The sequence below is a fragment of the Methylobacterium sp. WL103 genome (assembly GCF_008039885.1).
Lineage (GTDB): Bacteria > Pseudomonadota > Alphaproteobacteria > Rhizobiales > Beijerinckiaceae > Methylobacterium > Methylobacterium cerastii.
In genome coordinates this window covers 1-496 of sequence record NZ_VRUX01001249.1, presented here as the reverse complement: position 1 = coordinate 496, position 496 = coordinate 1, and the positions used below count along the sequence as shown (strand labels likewise).

The following is a 496-nucleotide window of genomic DNA, read 5'->3' as shown; positions in this document are numbered from 1 at the left end:
GCTCCGGTCGGCGCTGAGCACGATGCGCCCGACGCCGGTGGCCCGCAGCCACTCCAGGCTCTCGCGCATGTAGAGGTCGAGGGGATCGCGCGCGCCGACGACGACGCACATGTCGCGGGTCGGCTCGATGTAGCGCGCCGCCCGGGCTATCGACCAGATTTGGCCGAAACCGCAGCCGGCGGAGACGAGGACGAGGCGCCCGCCGCCGGGGCGGTACTGAGCCCGACCGACCGGTCCGCGGACCTTCACGTCGGCGTGCAGCGGCAGCGAGTCGGCGAGCGACCAGCCGTCCTCGTCCCGCGCGAGGTGGAACACGAGCTCGTTCAGCTCCGCCGAGCCGTCGACCCGCAGGGTCGGGCACAGGGTGCGCAGGCCGACGCCGTCGAGCGCGAGGGCGACCTGGGCGCCGGGGCCGAGCGGCAGGTCCTTGTTCACGGTGACAACCAGCTCGATCACGTGTGCGGTCAGTGCGCGGACATCGGTGACGGTGCCCGTG

Annotated in this window: 1 pseudogene; it reads right to left on the bottom strand. The window is 73.2% G+C overall.

Annotated elements, in window-relative coordinates:
* Positions 1-456: pseudogene (locus tag FV222_RS28855) on the bottom strand (ferredoxin--NAD(+) reductase); the annotation flags it as partial.
* Positions 457-496 lie beyond the last annotated feature (40 nt).